The following is a 24,275-nucleotide window of genomic DNA, read 5'->3' as shown; positions in this document are numbered from 1 at the left end:
GCACAGTTTTTCTTAATTATTCAAAAAATTACAAATCAACTTCGCCATGATTTGAGCTTGAGTTTGCGGCAAGCCGTGAGCAGCATTGGGAATAATTGCTAACTCGGCCCCCGGTATCTCGTTAGCGTAGGTTTGACAGTGCCATAAAGGAATTGTTTCGTCACTATCTGCTGCGATGACTAAGGTAGGAATTTGCAATTGGTGAATTTCTTTTTCTACTGTATCAACTGCGTCTTCTGGCCGCATCCGGCTCATTAAAAATGACCTGGCTACTGGTTGAGACATTAACTCCCTGCGCCACCCGGAAATTTGCCGCAATTTCTCACTTTTTCCAGCTAAACTAGCAAAAGGTTTGGCCAACTGCAAGGCCCAATCCACGGCTGGGGTTTCCCACAACAGCGGCCGCAAAGCATCATATTGACCACAAAAAGTGTCGTCCCGAATACCCGCCGGTGCTGCTAACACTAAACTGCTAACAGAATTAGGATATTTGAGGGAATATGCAGATGCTACCCAACCGCCAAAAGAATGTCCGATAATGCAGCAAGGTTCAATATTTAGTTGTTCTACAACTTGCCGGACAAAATCAACTTCTACAGCTACGTCATAGCGGATTTCTGGTTTGCTGGATTCTCCAAAACCTAACATATCTAAACTGATGCACCGAAACTGAGATTGCAATAACTCAATTAATGGCAGCCAGCAAGTCTTTTCTCCGAAGAAACCATGCAGCATCAATAAGGGTCGGCCGCAGCCGATGTCCAGGTAGGCGGCTGTTTGGGTAGTGCTATTGACAAATGTACTTAATGTGTGCATTTGTCCTACAAGTGCTTGAGACTGCATGGGGATCGACTCCTGATTGGTAAGAAATTTTTGTAAAGAATTGTAACAAAAAAGCAGTCCAAACGTTAAACTTCATTACGGAGTACGCACTTAGAAATAGACCGTGATATTCTCTATGATTATTAGAAAATACTACAAACTCAAAGCAGGAGAACACTTTGAACTCTACTTTAAAACAGTACCCGGCTTGCTCTCTTCGGGAAGATGTCAGTGAGTACGTAGCACACCTACAGCTTCACATGACGTTACAAGCTCGCAACTTGCTCCCTACCATTACCACCGCTAAGGACAGTCGCGAACAACTGTTGCAGCAGACCCAGGCTCATTTTGAGAAACGAGTTTCTCGACAAGCTATTTAAACAAATTTAACGATCGCCCGCGATCGAACTTTCCCACATTTCAGAATCCCAGAAACCCGGTAGCCTCAAAAATACCGGGTTTCTTTTCGGCTAATTATGCAGGGGGCCCGGTTTTGGGTAATATGCGTTGGGTGTGCTTTAAATTTAATGTCTATGCGAATTCCGATTATTGCATTTTTGACTTTGGCTGCGCTGGCTGGCGGCGAATTGGCAGCGCGGGCGATCGATCCGAGTGCCGCACCGACTGAGGCGGAGTTTAGAGAGGGAACCGCAGAAATTGACACGCGAGACGCCTGTCCCACAAGGGCACAGAGGGAGGAGGATGAGGTCATTGGTGACAACTTAACGTCAAACCGACCGTCTCTGTTGTTTGTAGCGAAGTCTAGATCCCCCCTAACCCCCCTTAATAAGGGGGGGACAAGAAATATGCTCAAAGTCCCCCTTATTAAGGGGGATTTAGGGGGATCTAGACTCGATGACAAGCGACATTTGTTATCGGTTCCAGTCTTAAATAGTCACCAATCGGATGAGGTGAACCCAACTGTGCAGGATTTGCCCGCATCCGATGAGCTCGCAGCTTCTGGAGAAGTACGCGCCGCGCAGCTATCCCCTAGGGAATCTCTCTCTCTCAAGTCCAGCCACCATAAAGATTTTACATCTCTGTTAAAAACTCCGGCGACGGTCGCGGCACAAGCCGAAATCCCCGAAGCAGCAAACAGCAACGCCCGACAGCTAGGCGGTGTTCTACAAATCAGTCAAGCGGGCAATGCTGAGGGCGTTTACGTTGCAGAGGTGAAAATTCGCTTTGTCAATTCCCGAGGCGAAGCTGTTGATAAAAAAGGGAATCCGGTTGAGGGCAGAATTTCGGAAGATTTTATCCGAGGCGAGCTCAAACTCCAGGCGGGGGATAACTACAGCCGGGAAGTTGTACGATCGGATTTGCAGCAGTTGCAGCAATTGGGATTGTTTGACAAAGTGACGGTTTCGATCGAAGAAGTTGGCACGGATGTTAATGTAATCTACAACGTTCAAGAGCGATCGGCTCGCTCTTTTAGCGTGAGTGCCACTCTTAGTGATGATGTTGGCGTTGCTGTTCCTCTTTCCTATACCGATCGAACTTTCGGTCGAAACCCGCAGCGGCTAGCGGTGGAACTTGAACCCAGCCTCCGAGGTATCCAGTACGATGTCGAGTTTGTCAGCCCTTACGTTGCCGCCGAAGACCGTTTGGGATACAGTGTGAGAGCTTTTGGCGATCGCAGAATCTCGGAAATTTTCAACAAAGATATTGATTTGCCCAACGGGAACCGGGTACGGGAAATTCGGGTGGGGGGAAATCTCAGGTTTACCAGACCTTTGGGCGATTGGCGAGGGACTTTGGGATTAAATTATACAAATATCAGCACGCGCGATCGCAACTTAAATATCGCCCGCCGCGACGAACTCGGCAATCCTCTCACATTCAGCGGCAGCGGCGTTGACGAGTTATACACTGTTTCCTTAGGTGCGATGCTCGATCGGCGGGACAATCCCTTCGACCCAACCAGAGGCTCGATTCTCAGCCTCAGCACCGAGCAGTCGATACCTCTGGGGCGAGGTAACATTGTGAGTAACAGGCTGTTAGCGAATTATATACATTATGTACCACTAACTTTGTTGGGCATCAGCGAGTCCGAAGCCTTGCCCGAAATGCTGGCTTTTAACTTGCAAGCGGGTACGGTAATCGGAGATTTGCCACCAACGGAAGCTTTTCGCCTCGGCGGCCGCAATTCCGTGCGGGGTTACGATAGCGGGGATATTGGCAGTGGCCGGAGTTATTTTTTAGCTTCCGGCGAATATCGGTTTCCGGTCGGCAGGGATGTCGGCGGCGTGCTATTTGTTGATTTTGCGTCGGATTTGGGCACAGGAGATAGCGTACTCGGAAAACCGGCGGTAGTCAGGGACAAACCGGGGACTGGGGCGGGTGTTGGGGTGGGTGTGAGGGTGCGATCGCGCTTTGGATTAATTCGCTTAGATGTGGGTGTTAGCGACTCTGGCGACCTCAAATTTATACTCGGTACAAAGCAGCGATTTTAACAATAGTGCAACAGATCAGTTAAACCACAATCTTAAACAGATTTTGCGCGACTCAATTGCCGCCAAAGCCGTTGGCAGGGCATCATCAAACCTATCAGCCTCGGCTGGCGGGGAGTCGGTAATTGCTGCTAAGGATTGGGCGAGTTGTCGATCGAATAATTGAGTTGGATTTCTTTGCTCAACCCAACCTCCAAAGTGGTACTAATCGAAATTGAGTGAAATACAGCACCTCGGTAAGGACACAACAATGTTGTATCCCTACTGTGTTGTAGGCAATTGACAATTGCTATATTTATTTAGGCTCGTAAATGCTTAACGCTTTGGTTTCTTTACATCAACAGTTTTCGGCTTAGCCGCCGGAGTGCGCGGATAAAACTTAAACTTATTGAGCGCAGCACTTGCCGATTTAGCCACACCGCTATCTATATCTCGCAAAGCTTTTTGTAGCAGCGGAATCACTTTTTCAGACTTAATCATTGCTAGTGCTTCCACAGCAGCTTGGCGCACCTCCGGCTGAATATCTTGAGCTAATTTTCCCAAGGTTTCTATTGCTCGCTGACCTTCGGCTCTCACAGCATTAGCAGCAGCCATTTTACCTAAAGCAGACGCTGCAAACTTGCGGGTTTCTTTGTCCTGACTTTGAACACATCCCATCAACTGCGGTAGAGAATAGCTTGGTGCTTGTCTGGTAATTGGAAGCTGTTGTTCGACTGCTGGTTGATGTAAATCAATTGGTTGTGGTTCCGAAAAATCTGTGTAATTTAACTCTTCTTGAACTTCTGTTTGATTTAACTCACTTGACTGTTCCTGCCCAACTTCTTCTTGTGGTAAATATTCTCCAAATTCTGTGGGATTTAACTGACTGAACTGCTCCTCGGGGACTTCTTGTTGTTGTACATTACTCTCGTACTGCTCTTGCAAAGACCTGATAGTAGCTTGCATCTGAGCTTCGTGTTCTCTCAACTGCTCGTGAGCCGCTTGCAACTGACTCTCGTATTGCTCTTGCAAAGCCTCCATATTTAACTGCATCTCAACCTCTCGGTTCTCATATTCCTCGGCAATTTGCCTCAATCGAATTTCGTGTTCATCTTGCAGGTTTTGCAAATGTTGCTCCATCTGAGCTTGATAATTTATATGCAATTCGTCAGCAACTCTGAGTAAATGATGTTCGTGTTCGGCTTGCAAAGATTGGATATTTTGCTGCATCCTAGCATTGTTAGCGGCTTCTAATTCCTCGCTGATTTGTCGCCGCAGCTCGTACTCGTCTACGCTGGCAACTGGTTGGACCTGAGTGTCGCGTTCGGCCAAAACTTGTTGGAGCTGACTGTCACGTTCTGCCCGAACTTGTTGGAGCTGATTTTCATATTGAGCTGCAACTTGTTTGAGCTGGTTTTCGTATTGGGTAGTAACTTGTCTGAGTAAATTTTCGTGTTCGATAGTAGCTTTTCTAAGCTGATTTTCGCGTTCTTGTTGCTGAGATTCGACAGCTTGTCGCACCCGAGACATCTGAGCTAATTCTATTTCTTCACTAATTCTGCTAGTTTGCTGCAAGTATTGTTGTTTTTGCTTGTTTAAGCGCTTTTCCACTAACCAGTAAGCAACTGCTACCCCTGCCAAAAAACCTACGATCGCTCCTATGATACCCACAACTGAGATCCTCCCGACAAAATAGTGATGCTGGACTTTTTACATTTAACCATACAGCCTCCTGTAACCGCCCAGTAGCAACAGCCAGCCTGTCACTGCCAGCCAGTGAACCGCCACCGCAGGCCAGATAGAACCGCTTTGCAGGTATGCGATGGAGCACGCAACTCCCAAAATTGCCGCCAGTAGCAAAAACACTGGATTCATAAAGGTCGATCGACCAACCGGGTAAAAAGTCAGCGCGTTCAGCGGGTGGTAAACTACAAAAACCGCCAAACTCGCGCATCCCCAAAACCACAGCATTAAGCCAGAAGCATTCTCGAACGGATGTGGCAGCATTAACACGCGGAACAATAATTCCTCGGTGATGCCCGGACTTAACAAACAGCCAATGAGCACTCCCACAATTGTACGCCGAGAGGTTTGCACGTCTACTTTTAGAAATCCCGACCAAAAACCCACGGAAAGAGCGATCGAAGTGTAAACCAGCGCGAGCATAGCTGCAACCAGCCAATCAGTGAAATCGGGAATAGTTGAAAAAGCTTGGGTGACGCGGCGTATCAGGAATCCCGGCAATGCGTGAAGCGGAGCTATCCCGAAGGGAATCGCACTAAAATTTAACATAATCAAACTGATCCTTAAAATTTTCAAACAGATGTTAGCAGTAAGTTGAGCCGTTTATTATGCAAAACCAATCATTGCCGCCCGTCAGAGTCCGCGTTTTTGTTTCCGGATTAGTTCAAGGAGTAGGATACCGATATTCAACGAGGAATCAAGCAAAGTATTTCGGCCTGGGCGGCTGGGTAAGAAATCTCCCCGATGGGCGCGTCGAGGCTGTCTTTGAAGGATCTAAAAAAGCTGTGGAAGAAATGATTAGTTGGTGCCGCCGAGGCCCCACCGGTGCTACGGTTAGTGAGTTGGTTTTGGAATGCGAAGACCCGGAGGGCGAGCGCACTTTTGAGATCCGCCGATAAAACAATAAACGGCATAAACTGCGTTTGAAACCGCTACTATACAAACGAAGTCTGCCTAGTCTACGGCAGGCTTCGCCCAAGCAGACTAAAGAATAAATCCCATAAAAAGCGCGAACTTGGTATTGCCAATTTATCAATGATTAGCAAGTTGACTTAAATTAGTAAACAACTGAGCAATTTTGGTCAAATCTTTATCTCCCGGCGCTATTTCTACGCCGCTAGAAAGGTCAACACCGTTGAAGTTATTGCCGATCGCGCTATCAATTGCATTTAAAATATTATCGGGTGTTAAACCGCCCGCCAGCAGCCAAGGACACTGCGGTCTAAACTCTGATAACATCCTCCAGTCGATCGTTTTACCAGTACCGCCCAATTGCTCTGGATGGTAAGCATCCAGCAGTAAAGTATCGACCCGAACAGCATAAACAGCAGCGGTGGCTAAAGTTTCAGGAGTCTTAACTCTCAGGGCTTTGATAATTTCAATTCCCGGCAAAAACTCCCGCAGTCGATCGCAATATTCCGGTGTTTCATCTCCATGCAACTGCACCCCGCTTAAATTTGACTCTGCCGCTACTTGACAGATATTTTCTCTTGTGGTGTTGGCAAAAACGCCGATGCGATCGACATTTTCCGGCAACTGCTCGACAATCAGGCGAATTGTTTCTGGGCTGACATAGCGCGGGGAAGCCGGCACGCAGATAAATCCCAAAGCTTGGGCTCCCAAGCGGGCGATCGCAATTCCTTGGTCTAATTTAGTGATTCCGCAAATTTTAACCCGCACTCTTCCTCCTCGCTTCCGCAGTTGTATCAAAATATCAACGAATTGTTAACTATTAAAACAAATCTTAGTTTAATGCAAACCGCTTTTTATAATCGTGGAAATCAATTTATCTGTGAAATCAGGAGATAAGAACGTGATCGACTCATCTTTGCTGTTAGCCGTACAATCTACCGCTCCCTCAACACCCGAGTGGTCGCCAATGGTAGGACTGACTATGATTTTATGTAATTTGCTGGCGATCACGATCGGCTACTACGGCATCTCCAAGCAAAACCGAGGCAAGGGCCCAGCTTTACCCGTTGCACTCCCTGGAATGTTCAAAGGCTTCGGCGTACCAGAATTGCTGGCAACAGCCAGCTTCGGCCACTTGCTCGGAGCCGGAGTAATCTTGGGCTTGGGTAACGCCGGAGTTCTGTAAAAATCAGGGGAAAGGCAAAGGCAAGGGGTGAGAAAAGATATAATAGAAACTCTTTCTTGCTCTCCTTTCCCAGGAAACTTCATGCAGACAGGTTGGCGAATCGGCTCTTTATTTGGCATCCCCCTAGTTATAGATTATTCGTGGTTTATAATTTTAGCCTTAGCAACCCGCGAATACGCCAGCAGTTACCGCCTGTGGGGGCCTGCGCTCTCCTGGAGTGCGGGGTTAGCAATAGCTCTGCTACTGTTTGCTTCCGTGCTCTTGCACGAACTCGGACACAGCTTGGCGGCGATATCGCAAGGCATTAAAGTTAATTCTATTACCTTATTCTTATTTGGCGGAGTAGCTTCGATCGACTCGGAATCAAAAACTCCCGGTCAAGCTTTTCAAGTAGCCATTGCCGGCCCTCTAGTCAGCTTTGCACTGTTTTTAATTCTCGGTTTGGGTTCTCAAGTTCTTCCCCCGAAAAGTTTGCTAGCAATTGTCACCGAAAGGGTAGCACTCATCAATCTCGTTTTGGGATTATTTAACTTAATTCCCGGTCTGCCTTTGGATGGAGGACAAGTTTTAAAAGCAGCAATTTGGAAAATCACCGGCTCTCGATTTGCCGGCGTTCGCTGGGCGGCAAAAACAGGACAAGTTTTAGGTTGGCTGGCTGTTGCTTTGGGTCTTAGTTTATGCTTTTTAGCACGCGAGTACGGCGGCTTGTGGATTGCGCTGATTGGCTGGTTTGGCATTCGCAATGCCACTGCTTATAGCCAAGTTACTTCGTTGCAAGAAGCCCTGCTCAAAATTAAAGCCAGCGATGCGATGAGCCGCGAGTTTCGAGTTGTAGATGCAGATTTGACTCTGCGAGAATTTGCCGATCGATATTTGTTAGAAGTCAATCCGTTTCCATTTTACATTGCTGCGACCAACGGTCGGGATTTGGGCTTAGTGTCGATCGACGATATCCGCTTCACAGAACGCAGTCAATGGCAAGTTCAGACTTTGCACAACATTTTGAAACCCCTGGGAAAAACCCCCACAGTCTCCGAAAAAGCATCCATCGCCGAAGTAATTAACAGCATGGAAGCCCGTCAACTCCCCCGAATCATCGTCCTCTCGCCGATTGGTTCAGTAGCGGGGACGATCGATCGGGGTGACGTGGTTAAAGTTTTGGCAAAATACCTCAAACCCCAGGTTTCCGAAACCGACATCAAGCGCAGCAAAGAAGAAAACAGCTATCCTAAAGGATTGCAATTAAGTGCGATCGCGAAAACCGCACAAGAAAACTAAAAATTGGGCATCGGTAAGGGGCATCAGCGATAAGTTAAGATGTAGCAAACTTTGTCAATGAGGGTTAAAACAAAAATTTTATGCCCAAATTCTTTAATAGAATTTATCAGAAATTGGCAGATGGACGTGGAAAACACTTAACTTATTTCTTCCCCTTCCCTGACTGGCAGCCTCTTGCTATTATCTGGATTGTCGTGACCGGAACTCTATTGGGAGTGCGGCATTTAGGAGGATTGCAGCCACTAGAATTAAATGCTTACGACCTCATGGTGCAGTTGGGGCCAGATCGGGGCCCTGACCCCAGGTTGCTGATAGTTGAAGTCACGGATCGCGACATTAGTGCTTTAAACAGATGGCCAATTTCCGATCGCGTTTTAGCAAAAGCGATCGCCGAAATAGCGCGTTTGGAACCCACAGCGATTGGTCTCGATATAATTCGTGATATTCCCTACGAACCGGGGAGTGCAGAATTAGCCACTCAACTGAAAAACCCCAAAGTCTTTCCCATTACCTTCATCGGCTCCTTAAAGTACGATCGAGTGCAGGCACCTCCCAACATACCAGACAAGCGGGTAGGATTTAACGATTTGTATCTCGATCCAGATGGTATAGTGCGTCGTAATGTGATGTCTATTGGCGATGGTAAAAACACGTTTTATTCATTTCCCTCCAGGCTAGCTTTTGCATATTTTGATAGCAAAAAAATAGAATCTAAAGCTACAGAAAACAATGAATTTTTAGTAGATAAAACAGTATTTTCAAAGTTACGCTCAAACTCAGGAGGTTATCAGAACATTCCTGCCCAAGGCTATCAAATATTGCTCAATTACCGCTCTCCTAAAAAGATAGCAGAAACCGTGACCATAACTCAAGTTTTGGAGGGCAAAGTAGACCCCAACTTGGTAAAAGATAAAATAGTCTTAATCGGGGTGACAGCCCCAACAGTAAAAGATATTTTTTCGACCCCTTACAGCGCTACTAAAAACGGTAATATCCCGACGCCTGGGGTATTAATTCACGCAACGGCTACCAGCCAAATTCTCAGTGCAGTTTTAGACGGCCAAGGGCTATTTTGGTATTGGGACGAATGGCAAGAAATTCTCTGGATCGGTGTGTGGAGTGCAGTGGGTGGCTGTTTAGCTTGGCGGCTAGAAAAATCGCTGAATTTGATGGGAAGTGCGATCGTAGCTTGCGGCTCATTATTCGGATTCACCTTTTTCCTCTTCCTACAACAGGGGTGGATACCTCTAATTGCTCCAGCCCTTGCCCTTTTAATCACCGCAGGAGTCACAGTCACCTATAAATACGAGCAGTCGAGACAACAGCAAGGGATTGTGATGAAATTATTAGGACAACAAACTTCACCCGCGATCGCAAATGCCTTGTGGAAAGAGCGCGTCCATCTGCTCGAATCAGGCTTATTGCCAGGGCAAAAAGTTACTGCTACGATCGTCCTCACCGACGTGCAGGGTTTTAGTACAATCTCCGAAAAACTCGCGCCAGAAGTGGTAATGAGTTGGTTAAATGAGTATTTATCAGCAATGGCTCAAGAAGTCCAAGCACATCAAGGGGTAATTAATAAATTTACCGGAGATGGAATGCTGGCAGTATTTGGCGTACCCATTCCCCGCACCACTGCAGAAGAAATTGCAGAAGATGCTCGCCTTGCCGTATCTTCCACTTTAGCTATAAGTTCGCGCTTGCCAGAAATGAATCAAAATTGGCTTGATCGCGGTTTACCGACAGTAAAAATGCGAGTAGGCATCTTTACAGGGCCTGTGATGGTGGGTAGTCTGGGAGGTACAACCCGTTTAGAATATGGAGTGATCGGCGACAGCGTAAATATTGCCTCTCGCCTGGAAAGCTGCGAAAAGGATCGGCAAGAGGACACTTGCCGGATATTGATTGCAGAAGAAACCTTTCTGTATCTGGCGGACAAATTTGAGGTAGAATCTTGGGGACCTTTACCGTTAAGAGGCAGGGAACAAAAAGTTAATGTCTACCGGATTTTGGGAAGGAAAAAGAAATAAAAAGAGAGAATATCTCCCTACAAATTCATGGAGTTAATATGAAAACAATTACTAAGTTTCTCATCAATCTGATATCAGTTGGCTCAATAGTATTGATAGCCACACTTAACATTTCTCAATTGGCAGTTGTGGGACAGCCCAGCATAAACACACCTGACCGCCCACCCAACCCTATACCGGGAGGGCCGCGCTTCATTCCGCCTACTGAAGATATAGATAATTGGCCCCCCACTCAACCGAGACGGCCTGTGCGCGGTGGCTGCGCGAGCATTAGTCAGCTAGGTCTCACAGCCTTAGTGCCTAAAAATAAGATGGGACGGACTGTTTCCGACTATCCAACGTTCTTTTTCTACTTGCCTAAAACAGAGGCGGAATCAGCCGAATTTATCCTACAAGATCAAAGCGGCAAGGAGATTTATAAACAGGATCTCACAATTAGCAATTTATCAGGGGTGATCGGCGTTAGTATCCCCGCTAACAAAAATGCGCCGCCCTTGGAATTAGGCAAAAGTTACCGTTGGAATTTTACAGTGATTTGCGACTCTCAAGACCGATCGGCAGATCAGATCGAAAGCGGTACTGTACGGCGAGTTGAACTCAGTGCAGATATCCGCCGTCAATTAGATCAGGCAGATCCGCGCCAGAAAACTGTTATTTATGCTGAAAATGGGATTTGGCAAGATGCCCTCAGCACCCTAGCTGCCGCTCGCCGCGATCAGCCTAATGATACAACGTTCAAGGCTGATTGGGAAAGCTTGCTGGATTCTGTGAAATTGGGCGAAATTGCCCAAGAACCGATCGTTCAAATTCCGCCACAGCCATAAGCTCTACTGCATTTAAATTTAACTTTTTTGGTGGCGTTAGAGCAAGGAGGCAGAAAACTTTTAATAAAAAGAAGTGTACAAGTTTTTCACTTGTATCAGTAATAGCCAAGATGGCTGTTATACAATAAAATTTATTTGTTGTGGAACGGCCATCTTGGCTGTTCCCAAAAGGCGGTATACCCCACAATAATTATCCCAGAAATATGTGGAACGGCCATCTTGGCTGTTCCCAAAAGGTGGCAGGAAAGCCCGCCCCCAAATATGCAGGTTAAAAAATGTGAAACAGCTTATTACTTGTTAATTCCCCAATATCCTGCCATTCCTGATCCGAAAGCGGCTGCACCTCCAAATCAATTTCAAAACAGCGACAAGCCACCGCACTCAAAACATCAATTACAGTGGCTATCAAATCATCTCCCCCTTCAGATAGAGGTAACTGCACAGGAATTAATTCCTCCCCAAACACTTGAGAAAACAAACTAACATCCGGCTGCAAACGCATCGAACCGTGCTGCAAAATAGCATCACCCCGTCGCAATTGCGCGCTACCAATTAACTTGCAACCATCAGCGGTAACTAAATCCGCACCCGTCGCAGTACCAAAACAATTCGGATTGTGAATATAACCCCTTCCCGCTTCCCCGTATTGCAAATCCAAACCCATCGCCCTCCAACCCTCAATCAAAAACTCGCAAATAGTCTGATAAGCTTTCATACGACTGCTTCCAAATCCCGACGCCACAACTGCATAAGTTAAATCCCCTTGATGCAACACTGCGCGCCCGCCGCTGGGCCTCCTCACCAACTCCACAGGCATTCCCTGCCAAGACAACTGCTGCCAAAACTCCGGCCATCGGCGCTGGTGGTAGCCCAAGGAAATCGCCGCCGGTTGCCAAGTGTAAAATCGCAGAGTTGGCGGATGTTTGCCCGCTAGATGCTGTTCCAGTAGCCATTGGTCGATCGCCATCTGCACGCTACCAGACGCCGATAACAGTGGAATTAAACGCCATACAGAATTAGCCATCCGTCCCCAGTCCTGAGTTTGCACTCAATAATTCACAGAATGTTTTAAAATTAGTAACAGTTTTTTGGGCCTGTCTTCTAAGTTGGTGCAAGTTTCACGCCCGCCGGTGCTTTAGAAATAAATAGAAAAAATAATCGCAGAACCATGAGCAACAGTGTAATTGTCATTAACGACGAAAAATTTGAAACAGAAGTCCTGAAAGCAGAGCAACCAGTGCTTGCCTATTTTTGGGCTACTTGGTGCGGGCCTTGCAAACTGATCGCGCCTTCGATAGACTGGGTGGCGGCCAACTACAGCGATCGGCTGAAAGTGGTTAAAATGGAAATTGACCCCAATCCTAATACTGTCAAGCAGTATAAAGTAGAAGGAGTTCCAGCTCTCAGGCTGTTTAAAAATGCCGAAGTAGTGCTTTCCCACGAGGGAGCCATTACTAAACAAACTTTGGTCGGTTTGCTCGACGCTCACTTATAAAGTTTGGAAATGATTCGGGAGTTTCCAACTCCCAACTTACAACTATAGCCATCGCAAATATTTTTTTAACATCTCTCTTTTCTCCTCGATATTCCTCTCTGACTCTGCGCCCTCTGCGCTCTCTGCGGTTACTAAAAAAAAATCACAAAGTCAATAAAAATGCCATATAAAAAATAATTGATATCAAATAAAAATATTCCTGAAAATCCCCCAAAACTATAGAAAATATGAAATTTGCTAAACGTTTAGAACCACTGCAATTTAATGTATTTGCCGATATGGATCGGGCAAAAGCTCAAGCTAGAGCAGCGGGGCAAAATGTGATTGACTTGTCTCTTGGTTCTTCGGATTTGCCGGCGGCTGCTCATATTACAGATGCGATCGCACATTCTCTGTCAGACACCAGCACCCACGGCTATTTGCTGTTTAACGGCACAAGAGATTTTCGGGAAGCAGCAGCCATTTGGTACGAGCAAAAATTTGGAATTGCAGTCAATCCAGAAACAGAAGTGCTGCCGTTAATTGGTTCCCAAGAAGGCACGGCGCATATGCCTTTAGCTGTACTCAACCCTGGAGATTTTGCTTTGTTGCTCGATCCGGGCTATCCTTCCCACGCGGGCGGTGTGCATTTGGCAGGCGGTCAAATTTATCCGATGCCGATATTAGCAGAAAATGCGTTTTTGCCAATATTTGAAGATATTCCGGCAGCCGTGGTGGCTCAGTCGAAGATGATGGTTTTGAGCTATCCTCACAATCCTACAACTGCGATCGCCCCGGTTGCTTTTTTTGAGAAAGCTGTGGCTTTTTGTCGGGAACATCGGCTGGTTTTAGTTCACGATTTCCCTTATGTGGATTTGGTTTTTGACGATCGCAATTCTGCAATTGAGGCGACTGGTAACGAGGAAGAATATCGAAAATTGATGGCGCCGTCAATCTTTCAGGCGGATCGAGATAAGAGTGTGGCGATCGAGTTTTTTACACTATCCAAATCCTACAGTATGGGAGGTTTTAGAGTCGGATATGCGATCGGCAATTCCGAACTAATTGCAGCGCTGCGACAGGTAAAAGCCGCAGTGGACTTCAACCAATACCGAGGGATTTTGAACGGAGCGATCTCCGCATTAACCGGTCCTCAAGATACCGTCAGAACCAGCGTAGAAACCTTCAGAAAACGGCGGGATGCCTTTGTAAACGCGCTACAGGGCATCGGCTGGCAAGTACCCGTACCCCCCGCCACCATGTACGTCTGGGCGAAACTGCCGGAACCTTGGGCCCAAGATTCCGTGAAATTTTGCACTCAGCTAGTACAGAGTACAGGGGTCGCGGCTTCCCCCGGTGCCGGTTTCGGGAAATCAGGAGAAGGCTACGTGCGGTTTGCCTTAGTCGAGTCGCCAGCAATTTTGGAAACAGCAGTTAGAAAAATTGCTGAGTTTCTAAATTGAGCGATGTAATATTTGTCAACTTAACCCAAAACACCCTCGTGAGACTTACGCCCACCAGGCTCGAGCTTTAAGGCAGGGGTTAAAACCCCTGCCGGACTGGGGTTTTGACGTTTTTGGACACAGGATGAAGGGCATGGGGCCTAAGTGCTTACCCCTAGCTCAAGAGGGATGCAATTGCTAAAATAGTGTGATTTCTACCTAATGGAATAGATATTTGCACGCAGTATCTGTCACAATCTTTTTTAAGAAATGTTAACGTGAGACATCTTCGGAATTACCAGTTCCGCTCACCCACTCTAAAAATCCTTGAAGTGAATTCTGTTGGGGTAGCGATTGTTCCGCAGCCGCGATCGCACACCCGAAAAAGACCACACTGCCCAAAATTGCAATCAGCGGAAAAGGCTTACTCAGCCCAAAGTCCCGCTTAAGTCGAGCTAACGGCCTGCTCTCGCGCCTGAGCATCTTTCCCACGGTCAGTTGTTTGAGACTAAAAGGATCGCGCACAAAATGACCGCTCCAGCTAATTACCATATGAGAATGGCAGTGGGGACAAGTGAATAGTCCACTGACCATCCCGACGGGGCCTACGACGCTGGAACGGTTGCAGATCGGGCAAGTGACAGAATGAGTGTTATAGGTGGGAGCGTTCATAACGGTTTTTCTTGAGTAAAAAAAACTAACAACTAATTGGGAGCCTGTGTTAACGCTTAAGGTATAGACCTTTAGAGGCACTTTTCCTTAATTCCTAGTTTACCGCTCCGATCGGGTCGATCAGAACTCACTGCTTGGGAAAACCTTCAAATTGCCAATCCCGCAACGAGTGCAAGTCGGGAGCACAGGTGAGATTATATTGCAAGGGAGTTACGGTTATTCTGTTGTCGCGAATAGCTTGTACGTCCGTAGGAATATCGTGCGGCACCGCCGAATCGGCGACTTCTTCTACATCTTCTAACAATTCCCCAGCCAGCCAATAATAAGTTTTGCCGCGCGGATCGGTGCGCTTTTGAAATATGTCGAAATAGCGGCGAATGCCTTGACGGGCGATCGCAACTCCGGTAATTTCTGCTTGTGGGACTGCTGGTATGTTGACATTCAACAGCATCGGTTTCGCCATTGGCTGTTTTTCCAACTGTGCCAGCAAGGTGACAGCGAAATCCACCGCCGGCCCAAATTCCTGCGAAGTAAAGCTGGCGAGGCTAAAAGCAATGCTGGGAATGCCTTCCATAATTCCTTCCATTGCTGCCGAAACCGTACCCGAACAGATGATATCCGTGCCTAAATTGGGGCCGTGGTTGATACCCGAAAGAACAAAATCCGGCGGTTTGTCAAGTAAAGCCCACAAAGCAAGTTTCACGCAGTCGGCGGGAGTGCCCGAACAGGCCCAAGCTTGGACTGCAGGATCAAAAATAGATTCGACAATCTCGGCGCGGATGGGTTGGTGCAGGGTAAGGCCGTGGCCGGTAGCAGAACGCTCTCTGTCGGGACAAACTACGCTCACGTCGTGACCTGCGTCGGCGAGAGCGTTGGCGAGGCTGCGGATGCCTTGTGCAAAGATGCCGTCGTCGTTGCTAATTAAAAGTTTCATTGAAATTTTTATAGGCCTTATAACAATACTAAACTAGATTTAACTAGGGCGATCGCTCTAACATCGAATTACCTATTACAAATTATCCGTAACTGCCGAAAATCTAAAATCTAAAATCTAAAATCTAAAATCAACAAGCTGAAGAGCCAAAATTGCGCTAAACTCAACTTGGCCCAAAACAGCCATCAATCTAAAATCTAAAATCTAAAATCTAAAATCAAAATGACTGTCCAGCTAAGCGACATTGAAACTCAACTAGAAACCCTCGGTCAAGAGTCCAAAAGTGCGATCGCCACTGCCAATACCCTCGAACAACTCGAACAGTTGCGCGTCGGCTACCTCGGCAAAAAAGGCCAACTTTCTCAAATTTTAGGCATGATGGGCAAACTGTCGCCAGACCAGCGACCCAAAGTAGGTGCGATCGCCAATACAGTCAAAGAAGCCCTGCAAGCCGATTTAGAAGACAAGCGCGCCGCCCTCCAAACCGCCCAAATCCAAGCCAAACTAGCCTCAGAAACCATCGATGTCACCATGCCGGGGATTTTTCGCCCCCAAGGTCGCGTTCACCCCTTAAACGCCGTCATAGACCGCGCTCTCGATATCTTTGTCGGCCTCGGCTACACCGTCGCCAACGGCCCGGAAATGGAAACAGATTATTATAACTTCGAGGCGCTGAACACACCGCCAGACCACCCAGCGCGGGATATGCAAGATACATTTTACCTACCAGGCGGCGACTTGCTGCGGACTCAGACATCATCGGTGCAAATTCGCTACATGGAACAGCACAAACCGCCGATTCGGATTGTCTCTCCCGGCCGCGTTTACCGCCGCGATACTGTCGATGCTACTCACGCGGCAGTTTTCCACCAAATTGAACTTTTAGCAATTGATGAAGGTTTGACATTTACTGACTTGAAAGGCACAATTAAAGAGTTTTTGCGGCAAATGTTCGGGCAAGATTTGCCGATTCGTTTCCGCACGAGTTACTTTCCGTTTACGGAACCTTCTGCCGAAGTTGATTTGCAGTGGAACGGCAAATGGCTGGAAGTTTTGGGCTGCGGAACTGTCGATCCGAATGTTCTTAAAGGAGTCGGTTTAGATCCAGAAAAATATACGGGGTTTGCGGCCGGTTTTGGTGTCGAGCGGTTCGCAATGGTACTTTATGAAATCGACGATATTCGCCGGGTTTATGCTAGCGATTTGCGCTTTTTGCGACAATTTTAAAGAAGGGCTTGGGGTCGGTTAAACGAGCCGTATAGAGGTCTTGGTCAATGTACATCAATCTTTCAGTTTCAAGTAAGTAAGTACAAATAAACATTACTTGGGGAGAGGGCGGGTTCTGCAACGATCGACTCGCCCTTACTGTAGATAAGCCCTAAAGCCGCCCCTACAAGCCCCTGCAAGATATTATTGTTTTTTTGCGCTTACCTACTTATTTATTGTCTACTTGCCAAAAACACCCTTGATGCTGTCAACAGCGCTCTCGACAGCATTCTTGGTATTATCTACTGCTTTCTGAGTCCGAGCTGAATCTTCCGATGCTCTTTTCTCAATTGTGGCCGCATCTTTCTTAGCTTTGCGCTCTACTACACTACCATCCTCCGATGAGCGATCGACTTTAGCAGCATTTGTCTTGGCAGTTTCCTTAACCTTCTCTTCTGTATCTCGGATGAAGTTCTTGGCTCGTCCAGCATCTTTGCTGGCTTTTTCTTGAACCGCATCGCCCGCATCTGCGTCTGCTGCCATCGAGTTTACAGCAGGAGAAGCCATTGCTGCGGTGTTCGAGAAGAACGCACCAGACCAGACGAAGGCCATCGCACAGACGCAAAGCACAGTTGCAGCGATCGAGCGCCGTAAAGTCGAAAGCCGTTTCGTAAAATAATTCAGTTTCATAGAATACAGAAGAAGATATGACATTCTATTTTTACTCGATCGGAGCGATCGGCGTAACCGTTCTCTAGATAGAGGTTATCCCCCGACGAGCGGTTAAAAAAGTTCCCTCTTTTGATAGATTCAAGCAAAGAATGTCAGTCACTTTTAGATTTTAGAGTTGACTCCCCAGCCGCCATTTGGAAGCTTGAACTTTGGTGAGTCGATTAAAGATTAAAGATTAAACAATTGACTCCACAGCCGGAGCGCAGATCCGGGCGCTTAAGTAGGTAGGCGGAAAAAATTATGTTTATGTAAAGAAACATTAACTAGCGTGATTCAAGTTAAATTTAACACATTGTTTACGGCCAGTAAGTAGGTACACATAAACTTTAGTATGTCACCGACTATCAAGCTATCATCAATCGGGCGATTGTTTGCAGAAAATATCGCTTCTAAAGAGCGTTTCACGGAGTGACTATCGCTTTGGACTACATAGATATTTTTCCGCTCATCTACTTATTTAGGAATAGGTGGTTCCCGAAATTGTGCGTGGGATATCAACATATAATACTTTTAATGACTAATCACAATTTAGTAAAAAAGTCAATACCGTTTCATCAATTCCCTTAAGTTTCAAAGGCTTATATTTAACAATGCGATTTTCCTCAACATAATCTGCCACCGCCGCCGAAATTAGCACCGTGTTTGGTTCCGTCACCTCTTGCAAGCGGGCGGCAATATTCACGCTCGGCCCGATCGCAGTATAATCCGATCGATCGGGGCCGCCAAACATCCCCACCACCGCAGTACCCTGGTGAATTCCGCAGCGAAACCGCACCGGAGGCACCCCATTTTCCCCAACAATTCCCTGGTCCAACCAGCCCTTGTTAAGCTCCTTCAGAGCTTGCAGCATTTGGCCAGCAGCAGCCACAGCGCGACGTACTTGCTCGTTAGGCGTTAGTTCCTCCGGCGCGCCAAAGAAAGCCATTACCGCATCTCCAACAAACTTGTCCACCGTACCGCCACTGTCAAAAATAGCCTTAGTCATTGCCGCCAAATATTCATTCAACAGCTCAGCTACCCGGCGCGAGCGCAGCGTATTTGCCATTTGAGTAAAACCGACAATATCGCTAAACAAAATAGTAATCAATCGCGGTTCCGGGCGCAAATCCAGGGCCAAATCTCCAGCCGCTGCCGCCTTCACCATCGCCGGCGGTAAAAATCGGCGCAGCACCGACTCAGTTAAATAACTGTTCAACTGCTGCACTCGGCGCTCGTTTTGTTTGAGGGCGATCAAATTCCGCACTTCCGCCAACAATTCTCGATCGTTAAAAGGCTTGGACAAATAAGCATCCGCACCCCGTTCTACTCCTTCAATTCGAGTATCTTCGTCGGCTTTAGCAGTCAGCAAAATTGCTGGAGTTCCCTGCAATTCCTCATCCTCTCGAATCATCCGAATCAAATCCAAACCGGAAATCAAAGGCATCATCAAATCCGTTATAATTAAATTAGGGCGACGTTTTTTTGCCACGGCAAATCCTTCTTGTCCGTTGCGGGCGAGCAAAACTGCAAAGCCGGACTCTCGCAGAATTGCCGACACATAAAAGCGCAAATCGGGATTGTCGTCAACCACCAAAACCGTTCCCACTGCCGTTTCCGATCTGACCGGTTCGAGCGCCTCAAAGTTATGATCTTCGGCCTCATCTTCCGACAAATCCGCCTCCACATCTGCCAGTTCCACCGCAGCTTTGGAGGAGTGAAACTCTGCTGGTATTTCTAGTACCTGTTCCGGGGGTAAGTGAGTCGAACCGAAGTGCAGCCAAACGCTAAAAGTAGTACCTTCGCCGTAAACTGACTCAACTGAAATTTGACCGCCGTGGAGTTCGACTAATTCTTTGACAAGTGCCAAGCCTAAGCCGCTGCCTTCATAGGAACGGCTAGCTGAACCTTCGGCTTGGTGAAACCGCTCGAATAAATAGGGAATTTGTTCCGTGCGAATGCCGATACCAGTGTCTTTTACTTGCAACAAGCAGTGAGCGCCGGCCGATTCAACTTTCAGGGTGATAGTTCCGCCTTCTGGGGTGAATTTGACAGCATTTGACAGCAGGTTGTAAATAACTTTATCAAATCTTTCAAGATCCAAATAAAGTAAAGGACATTCTTGCAGTTGGGTAATTAACTGCAGTCCTTTTTTCTCGCAGTAGGCCCGGAATGACTCTGCGGTAGAGTAACAGAAACCGACTAAATCGCAGGGGCGAAAACTCGGCTGCATCCGTCCGGCATCGAGCCGCTGCAAGTCCAGCAGTTGATTTACCAAGCGCAGGAGGCGGCGGGAATTACGCAAAGCGATTACGGCTTGTTCGTAGGGCAAGTCTTCTTTGCGGCCGCAAGCTGATTCGAGAGGGCCGATTGTGAGAGTTAGAGGCGTGCGGAACTCGTGGGAGATATTTTGGAAAAACTCGGTTTTGAGCCGATCGGCTTCCAGAAGCCGTTCTGCCTGCTGTCTGGTAGTCTGGTAGAGGCGCGACTGCTGCACGGCTAGAGCCGCTTGAGTTGCGACTATTTGAGCCAGGTCAATATCTGAGATGTTCCAGCAACGGATGCTGCGATTTTGGCGCAGGGAAATGCTGCCGATGATTTTGCCTTCTGAGAGTAAGGGAACGACTAACAGGGCGCGGGCTGGCGATCGAACTTGCAGTTCTGTAACATTTAACTCGGGGTGTTCGTCGAGATCTTCGATCGCCACCGGCTCTTTTGATACCATAACTTGCAGCAACACCGGATTGCCCCGAATCGGCACCAAAGACTGTGGCAGGGAAGGATGGGCAAAAACCCAGGCGGGAGCGTTGCCAACAGCATCGGCAGAAATCGTCTCAGGGCCAAGAGGGTTCGCAACTACCTCTGGAGGGTTAAAACCCTCTTCTACAGCCACGGTATCTCTATTTGTGTCGTATAGCCCCACGCATTGGACGTATTCATCATCTTCTGTCCAGAGAGATAGGGCGCAGCCGTCAACTTGCAAAGCTTGGCCGAGTTGTTGAGTAATGGCTGCAAAAATATTTTGGGGATCGAGACTCGATCGAATTGCCGTAGTAATAGTATTGACTAATGCCTCGCGCTTGGCCAGCGCCCGCACCTGTTCGTAAGCCCGGGCTTGAGAAAGCGCCAAAGCCGCTTGGTCTGCCACCGTAATTACCAACTGTACCTCGTGGTCTTGCCACTGGCGCGGTCGATCGAACTGGTGCAGCGCCAAGACTGCCATCAGTTCCATTTTGTAAAACAGGGGTACGATCAAGCTCGATCGAATATTCGCAGCTTCGTAAGCCTGCTGTCGTTGCTGATTATCCCAGTTTAAAACTCGATCGTCAGTTTGGGCATCTTGAATCACCTCCACATCCAGAGTTTCCCAAACCAAATCCGGCAGCAAATCTGGGGAGAGTTCGGCAGCAGAAGCATCTCCGGGCATCGCTTCCTCATCGCCCCCCAACTCTTTAGTTTCTGCCTTCTGGTAAACGAACCACTCATCGGCCACTCGGCCGTCTTGGAACGGCCGCAGCAGACAGCAACTCACCTCAAACATCTGCCCGACACTTTCCACAATTCTTTGCAGCATTTGCTGGTAATTGAGAGCCGATCGGATAGTATTGGTAACGGCATAAAGCAGCGATTCTTGGCTCAAAGCACGGCGCAGTTCATTGGTGCGCGTTTTCAGAAGATTGTGAGTCTCAACAGCTTGACTGACAAGATTTATCAGCTCTTGAGCATCCCAAGGCTTGGTAACGTATTTGAATACTTTGCCAGCGTTAATAGCTTCAACTAAATCTTCAACATCCGTATAGCCAGTTAAAATAATTCGGATCACGTCGGGGTACTGAGCCGCCGTCAGGCTGAGAAACTCCGTACCGCTCATTTTTGGCATTCGCTGATCCGAGATAATCACCGCAACTTCTCCCTCTTTTGCCAAAATTTCGAGAGCAGCGGGGCCCGATTCGGCTCTGAGCACTTTGTAGTCTCGATGGAAGGTGCGGTAAAGCAAGTCGAGGTTATCCGGTTCGTCATCGACGATCAGAATTTTTAGCTTAGGATTTTCTTGGGAATTCATGCACCGTTCTCCTGTGCCCCGGGGCTGTTCGATTTAATAAGTCCGATCAAAGGAAGAATTCGCCGATTTAAATTGCTGAAGTCATACCATTTTCGATTTTCGATTTTCGATTGCGAATGACTGATGACATAAGGGTTGGGATTTTGCCGAGAGTGCCATTATTTTGGGAAAATGGTATCACAATAATTCGTGGATTTGAAGTTGTTGTGAGTGTGGGAGGCAAGCATCAACCTTGATTTTTGATGTCTGGGTTTTCAATGCGGAATTCTTCTGAGCCACAGTTATCTGTCGTGCACCCCAATTTTATTATTTAATGATATTCACATAAACTCGTCTCCCGATAATTTTATTTCACCCCTTACCTTTATGCAGCAGGAGAGCAAACACTAATCTGGCCATTTTAACTGCCGTCTGGATATCTCAGAATACATAGGAATAACCGTCCTGATTGTGAGTTGATTTGCCAAATTTATGTTTGGTCCTGGCTCCTGGGACTTTTTTATTTGGTATGTGAAAGCTGCCCGCAGCAAGATACAATAGACAACCAACATCTTCGCCTGTGTTTTTTCCCACAAGTAACAGCAACTTTAACAGTCAGCCAAGGATACCGACCACAATCCGGCGCCGAGCCCCTGACTGATATTCGGGGGTGGCTGACAGACCACAGAGGTGTCTGTGGGAGTGACGCAATTGCTGTACCATTTTAGTTAGACTTGCACTTTTTTCCCCGATCTCGGCATTTTTTGTGCCTCCTGCAGACCAACGCCCAAGCCAATTACTGCGGCGAAACACCGCAAGCTCGAGCATCCATCTGTTAATCTTAGCTAGGGATGTACTCTGTGGAAACCGATCGGTCGATTTTAGATTTTAGATTTTAGATTTTAGATTTACTCCACAGATGAATCGCGGAGCTTGAACTAGAGTCTAAAATTTTGATCTCTCCACGACCGGTGTCGGTGGCGGATATCGGTTGTTGGGCGGGGTCAATCAGCTCGATCGAGGTTTTGAAGGTCTCGCTCGCGCGCAGCAGAGTATCGAACCGACGGGGAAAACCCCTGCAGACTGTTTCCAGGCATCCAAATTTAAATTGGAGGTTGGAAAAGTACCCACTAGCTCAACAGGTAAGGCCGGTTCGCTCGGGGGCGGGCGAGGGATTGCCCACAACTGCTGAAAGCTGGGGTGCCAGCCCGGGGGGCGGCGGGGAACATCCGACGCCCCAGCGCGCCCGGTGTTAGTCAGATCTAGTCGTTGAGTTTTTCAACTACCGCCTGACGGATAAATTATATTCGATCGGGTATTTCCGTAAGCAGAGAGCGGTAAGATTCCGGGAACCTGACGTTAAAACCTTTGTGATTGTTTTTAATACCTTGCCCGCTAAGCTGTCGCGCATTTAATTTGTAAGCTACTGTTTGCTTAAACTCTTGTGATGCCGGTCGAAGGCCAGGGATCAAGCTTCAATTTAAAGGCCACATAGCTTATCCACAAATCTAGTATTAGGGGATGAGTTTTATTTTTTCATAACTCGAGTATTAAATGCTAAAATTTTTCCATTTACCTCACATACTCCTTAAAGTCAAGCACAATAAATGTAATTTAACCTGGCTAATAAACTATGCCTATAAGTTACGTTAGAATCACAGTATAACATCAGTGAATTTTCTAAGATGGTAGCTTAGAAACCCGCGTAAAAAAATTAATATAGTGGCCTGGCATTGTGAATCCTTCATTTTTTTCCTCACCATCTCACCAACAACAAACTCCCGGACTTTCTGGTTTTTCGATCCGGGTCGCTGCGCCCAACGACTTAACGCAGCTAGCTGATATTTTAGCCATGAGCTTTCACTCCCGCGAGGGGTTTGTAGAATGGGTGTATCCAGTGTTGCGTTTGGGCATTTACGAAGATTTAAAAAATCGACTGCGTTCTAAGGCAGAACATTACATTTGTCTGGTTGCTGAGCTAGTCTCGCGCGAGGAGGGAACGCAGAATTATAGATCGCACCGATCTCAGCGCATGGCAGGAACAGTAGAAATGGCTCTGCGTTCTCGCTTTCCTTGGCAAATACCGAGTTCTGACTATCCTTATTTGTCGAATTTAGCCGTTCACCCGGACTATCGGCGACAGGGCGTTGCTCAACAACTGCTCAGCAACTGCGAGGAGACAGCCAGAGAATGGGGATTTTCGGAGATTTACCTCCACGTTCTGGAAAATAATCATCCGGCGCGACAGTTGTACTATCAGGCCGGCTATCGCTTGCAACAGGTGGATTGGAATTTGACTGGTAGGCTGTTGGGCCAGCCGCGCCGCCTGTTTTTACGCAAGCAGATTTCGCTATCCTAAGTTAAGTATTTGAATTGATCGTGGGGAATTGGGGCGAAACAGGAAAAAGGAAAAAACAGCTATCCGTGTATCTGTGACTTCCGGAGCGTGAATCAAGGGAATTGGTAATAGGGAATTGCGACGTAGAAAGAAGAAGTATTTATACCAAATCCGGGTTAGCTACCCCCGTTATGATGGCAAAAAAAACTGCACTCACTTGTATTGGTTTAAAACT

20 protein-coding genes are annotated in these 24,275 nt (G+C 47.3%); 11 read left to right on the top strand and 9 right to left on the bottom strand.

Annotated elements, in window-relative coordinates:
• Nucleotides 1–12: 12 nt before the first annotated feature.
• A complete protein-coding gene (locus QUB14_RS17260) occupies nucleotides 13–843 on the bottom strand; it encodes an alpha/beta hydrolase (protein WP_333218266.1) in 831 nt (276 codons plus the stop codon).
• A gap of 158 nt (nucleotides 844–1,001) precedes the next feature.
• On the opposite strand from QUB14_RS17260, the gene QUB14_RS17255 reads away from it, so the two are divergent.
• Nucleotides 1,002–1,202 carry a hypothetical protein gene (locus QUB14_RS17255; protein ID WP_006634481.1) on the top strand — a complete coding sequence of 67 codons (201 nt, stop codon included), beginning with the start codon at nucleotides 1,002–1,004 and terminating at the stop codon, nucleotides 1,200–1,202.
• Nucleotides 1,203–1,349: 147 nt separating this feature from the next.
• Nucleotides 1,350–3,275, top strand: a complete 1,926-nt coding sequence (locus QUB14_RS17250) for a BamA/TamA family outer membrane protein (RefSeq protein WP_333218265.1) — start codon at nucleotides 1,350–1,352, stop codon at nucleotides 3,273–3,275.
• A 312-nt stretch (nucleotides 3,276–3,587) separates the two neighbouring features.
• On the opposite strand, the gene QUB14_RS17245 is transcribed toward QUB14_RS17250, so the two are convergent.
• Both QUB14_RS17245 and QUB14_RS17240 read right to left on the bottom strand, forming a co-directional pair.
• Nucleotides 3,588–4,922 carry a HEAT repeat domain-containing protein gene (locus QUB14_RS17245; RefSeq protein ID WP_333218264.1) on the bottom strand — a complete coding sequence of 445 codons (1,335 nt, stop codon included), beginning with the start codon at nucleotides 4,920–4,922 and terminating at the stop codon, nucleotides 3,588–3,590.
• A gap of 45 nt (nucleotides 4,923–4,967) precedes the next feature.
• On the bottom strand, nucleotides 4,968–5,543 hold the full coding sequence (locus QUB14_RS17240; protein ID WP_333218263.1) for a CPBP family glutamic-type intramembrane protease: 576 nt from the start codon (nucleotides 5,541–5,543) through the stop codon (nucleotides 4,968–4,970).
• A 59-nt stretch (nucleotides 5,544–5,602) separates the two neighbouring features.
• Between QUB14_RS17240 and QUB14_RS17235 the strand changes: the two genes are divergently transcribed.
• On the top strand, nucleotides 5,603–5,893 hold the full coding sequence (locus tag QUB14_RS17235; protein ID WP_333218262.1) for an acylphosphatase: 291 nt from the start codon (nucleotides 5,603–5,605) through the stop codon (nucleotides 5,891–5,893).
• Nucleotides 5,894–6,026: 133 nt separating this feature from the next.
• Here QUB14_RS17235 and QUB14_RS17230 read toward each other — a convergent pair whose 3' ends face one another.
• On the bottom strand, nucleotides 6,027–6,674 hold the full coding sequence (locus QUB14_RS17230; protein ID WP_333218261.1) for a phosphoribosylanthranilate isomerase: 648 nt from the start codon (nucleotides 6,672–6,674) through the stop codon (nucleotides 6,027–6,029).
• Between the two features lie 133 nt (nucleotides 6,675–6,807).
• On the opposite strand from QUB14_RS17230, the gene psaK reads away from it, so the two are divergent.
• From psaK to QUB14_RS17210, 4 genes are all read left to right on the top strand, one after another.
• The gene (gene psaK, locus QUB14_RS17225; RefSeq protein WP_333218283.1) at nucleotides 6,808–7,092 is read left to right on the top strand and encodes a photosystem I reaction center subunit PsaK; all 285 of its coding nucleotides are present in this window, start codon (nucleotides 6,808–6,810) and stop codon (nucleotides 7,090–7,092) included.
• A gap of 81 nt (nucleotides 7,093–7,173) precedes the next feature.
• Entirely contained in the window at nucleotides 7,174–8,370 is a 1,197-nt protein-coding gene (locus QUB14_RS17220) for a site-2 protease family protein (protein ID WP_333218282.1), read from the top strand.
• Nucleotides 8,371–8,450: 80 nt separating this feature from the next.
• Complete coding sequence (locus tag QUB14_RS17215) at nucleotides 8,451–10,400, top strand: adenylate/guanylate cyclase domain-containing protein (protein ID WP_333218260.1); 1,950 nt, start codon at nucleotides 8,451–8,453, stop codon at nucleotides 10,398–10,400.
• Between the two features lie 38 nt (nucleotides 10,401–10,438).
• On the top strand, nucleotides 10,439–11,224 hold the full coding sequence (locus QUB14_RS17210; RefSeq protein WP_333218259.1) for a DUF928 domain-containing protein: 786 nt from the start codon (nucleotides 10,439–10,441) through the stop codon (nucleotides 11,222–11,224).
• A 268-nt stretch (nucleotides 11,225–11,492) separates the two neighbouring features.
• Here the strand turns inward: QUB14_RS17210 and QUB14_RS17205 are convergent, their stop codons facing one another.
• A complete protein-coding gene (locus QUB14_RS17205; protein WP_333218258.1) occupies nucleotides 11,493–12,248 on the bottom strand; it encodes a biotin/lipoate A/B protein ligase family protein in 756 nt (251 codons plus the stop codon).
• A 144-nt stretch (nucleotides 12,249–12,392) separates the two neighbouring features.
• On the opposite strand from QUB14_RS17205, the gene QUB14_RS17200 reads away from it, so the two are divergent.
• On the top strand, nucleotides 12,393–12,719 hold the full coding sequence (locus QUB14_RS17200) for a thioredoxin domain-containing protein (RefSeq protein ID WP_190740071.1): 327 nt from the start codon (nucleotides 12,393–12,395) through the stop codon (nucleotides 12,717–12,719).
• Nucleotides 12,720–12,946: 227 nt separating this feature from the next.
• Nucleotides 12,947–14,161, top strand: coding sequence for an LL-diaminopimelate aminotransferase (locus tag QUB14_RS17195; RefSeq protein WP_333218257.1), 1,215 nt, complete (start codon nucleotides 12,947–12,949; stop codon nucleotides 14,159–14,161).
• Nucleotides 14,162–14,413: 252 nt separating this feature from the next.
• On the opposite strand, the gene QUB14_RS17190 is transcribed toward QUB14_RS17195, so the two are convergent.
• A complete protein-coding gene (locus QUB14_RS17190; protein ID WP_333218256.1) occupies nucleotides 14,414–14,812 on the bottom strand; it encodes a hypothetical protein in 399 nt (132 codons plus the stop codon).
• A gap of 127 nt (nucleotides 14,813–14,939) precedes the next feature.
• Nucleotides 14,940–15,746: a 5'/3'-nucleotidase SurE gene (gene surE / locus QUB14_RS17185; protein ID WP_333218255.1), complete on the bottom strand. Its 807-nt coding sequence runs from the start codon at nucleotides 15,744–15,746 to the stop codon at nucleotides 14,940–14,942.
• A gap of 222 nt (nucleotides 15,747–15,968) precedes the next feature.
• On the opposite strand from surE, the gene pheS reads away from it, so the two are divergent.
• A complete protein-coding gene (gene pheS, locus QUB14_RS17180; protein ID WP_015177077.1) occupies nucleotides 15,969–16,973 on the top strand; it encodes a phenylalanine--tRNA ligase subunit alpha in 1,005 nt (334 codons plus the stop codon).
• A 219-nt stretch (nucleotides 16,974–17,192) separates the two neighbouring features.
• Here pheS and QUB14_RS17175 read toward each other — a convergent pair whose 3' ends face one another.
• A complete protein-coding gene (locus tag QUB14_RS17175) occupies nucleotides 17,193–17,642 on the bottom strand; it encodes a hypothetical protein (RefSeq protein ID WP_333297259.1) in 450 nt (149 codons plus the stop codon).
• A 559-nt stretch (nucleotides 17,643–18,201) separates the two neighbouring features.
• The gene (locus tag QUB14_RS17170) at nucleotides 18,202–21,723 is read right to left on the bottom strand and encodes a response regulator (protein ID WP_333218253.1); all 3,522 of its coding nucleotides are present in this window, start codon (nucleotides 21,721–21,723) and stop codon (nucleotides 18,202–18,204) included.
• Between the two features lie 1,714 nt (nucleotides 21,724–23,437).
• Here QUB14_RS17170 and QUB14_RS17165 point away from each other — a divergent pair.
• Nucleotides 23,438–24,061 (top strand): GNAT family N-acetyltransferase, encoded by a 624-nt coding sequence (locus QUB14_RS17165; RefSeq protein WP_333218252.1) that lies wholly within the window; start codon nucleotides 23,438–23,440, stop codon nucleotides 24,059–24,061.
• Nucleotides 24,062–24,275: the final 214 nt, after the last annotated feature.

The organism is Microcoleus sp. B3-D2 (assembly GCF_036705345.1).
In the GTDB taxonomy this organism is placed as follows: Bacteria; Cyanobacteriota; Cyanobacteriia; order Cyanobacteriales; family Microcoleaceae; genus Microcoleus.
This window is presented reverse-complemented; position numbering and strand designations above follow the sequence as displayed.

Excerpts from the sequence above, each read along its gene's own strand:
- QUB14_RS17260 (WP_333218266.1), bottom strand. The coding sequence starts at position 843 with ATGCAGTCTCAAGCACTTGTAGGACAAATGCACACATTAAGTACATTT.
- QUB14_RS17250 (WP_333218265.1), top strand. The coding sequence starts at position 1,350 with ATGTCTATGCGAATTCCGATTATTGCATTTTTGACTTTGGCTGCGCTG.
- QUB14_RS17240 (WP_333218263.1), bottom strand. The coding sequence starts at position 5,543 with ATGTTAAATTTTAGTGCGATTCCCTTCGGGATAGCTCCGCTTCACGCA.
- QUB14_RS17235 (WP_333218262.1), top strand. The coding sequence starts at position 5,603 with ATGCAAAACCAATCATTGCCGCCCGTCAGAGTCCGCGTTTTTGTTTCC.
- QUB14_RS17220 (WP_333218282.1), top strand. The coding sequence starts at position 7,174 with ATGCAGACAGGTTGGCGAATCGGCTCTTTATTTGGCATCCCCCTAGTT.
- QUB14_RS17215 (WP_333218260.1), top strand. The coding sequence starts at position 8,451 with ATGCCCAAATTCTTTAATAGAATTTATCAGAAATTGGCAGATGGACGT.
- QUB14_RS17210 (WP_333218259.1), top strand. The coding sequence starts at position 10,439 with ATGAAAACAATTACTAAGTTTCTCATCAATCTGATATCAGTTGGCTCA.
- QUB14_RS17205 (WP_333218258.1), bottom strand. The coding sequence starts at position 12,248 with ATGGCTAATTCTGTATGGCGTTTAATTCCACTGTTATCGGCGTCTGGT.
- QUB14_RS17200 (WP_190740071.1), top strand. The coding sequence starts at position 12,393 with ATGAGCAACAGTGTAATTGTCATTAACGACGAAAAATTTGAAACAGAA.
- QUB14_RS17195 (WP_333218257.1), top strand. The coding sequence starts at position 12,947 with ATGAAATTTGCTAAACGTTTAGAACCACTGCAATTTAATGTATTTGCC.
- QUB14_RS17190 (WP_333218256.1), bottom strand. The coding sequence starts at position 14,812 with ATGAACGCTCCCACCTATAACACTCATTCTGTCACTTGCCCGATCTGC.
- surE (WP_333218255.1), bottom strand. The coding sequence starts at position 15,746 with ATGAAACTTTTAATTAGCAACGACGACGGCATCTTTGCACAAGGCATC.
- pheS (WP_015177077.1), top strand. The coding sequence starts at position 15,969 with ATGACTGTCCAGCTAAGCGACATTGAAACTCAACTAGAAACCCTCGGT.
- QUB14_RS17175 (WP_333297259.1), bottom strand. The coding sequence starts at position 17,642 with ATGAAACTGAATTATTTTACGAAACGGCTTTCGACTTTACGGCGCTCG.
- QUB14_RS17170 (WP_333218253.1), bottom strand. The coding sequence starts at position 21,723 with ATGAATTCCCAAGAAAATCCTAAGCTAAAAATTCTGATCGTCGATGAC.